The organism is Bacillus sp. OTU530, from assembly GCF_038440375.1.
Genome location: NZ_JASATP010000126.1, coordinates 1 through 940 on the forward strand (window position 1 = coordinate 1; position 940 = coordinate 940).

The window sequence follows — 940 nt, forward strand, 5'->3', positions numbered from 1 at the left end:
ATGTTCACAAGAGAAAGTTCTGGCAATAAAAAATTATTACGCACATACTTCACCATGGACTCCACATGACCTTTTTCATTTCCACTGCCAGGATTACAGAACTCATACTGGAATCCATAATGGAGAACGAAGTTCTGGAATTGTGTTGTCAATTCACGCTCCCCGTGCGGTAAAACCTTTTTTACTGCTGCTGAAAGATTATCAAAACGAATTACCTTCGGTACTCCCCCGATATAATGAAATATCCGCTTTAGGCCTTCTATAAAGCAGTCCTGATTCTGAGAAGGAAACACTTGAAAGTAAAAAGCATTGCTGTAAGGAAAGGACATCACTAGATACGGCAAGGTAATCACTTTGCCATCATATTGGAATGGTGCTTCTCCGAAATCCACCTGTGCTGTTCCTGTTTTGGCCTCTAATGGTAATGCTGCTGACTCAGCCTCTTCCACTAATTTTTTCTTTTGGTGAGAAACATAATGACGAACAGAACGGTCTGATCCTGTAAAGTCATACTCCTCTACAAGTAGGTCATACATACGTTTAGCTGTTCTACGAAACTTCCTTTTCTTCTGAAGATCCTCTTGAATCCATTTGTCTAGAATAGGTTTTACAGGATCCATTACTTTTGCAGGTCGTATCTGTTGGAGCTTCTCTTGAGGACTGAAGTCCTCCATTTCTGCATACTTCTTTATAGTTCTTGGATCTCGTTCTATTTTCTTTGCAATACTATTATAGGAACTACCTTTTGTGTTCACTTCATGTCTGATATAATTAATTTCTGCCATTGCTAACATCTCCTAAACTCATACCCTCCCGTCGTCTTGATACCCAACAGGGAGTGTATGTTGATAAGAGGATGTTGGCAAGTGGCTTTTTTTTGTGCCCAAAAGGGCTACATAAATTGATTGCCAAACGTTACATAATTAGTTTGCCACAAACA

At 39.6% G+C, this 940-nt stretch carries 1 protein-coding gene; it reads right to left on the reverse strand.

Annotated features, from left to right (window positions below; all coding sequences use genetic code 11):
* Positions 1–794 (reverse strand): IS21 family transposase (gene istA / locus AAHB12_RS31135; RefSeq protein ID WP_342048936.1); only part of this gene is annotated, 794 nt, incomplete at its 3' end.
* Positions 795–940 lie beyond the last annotated feature (146 nt).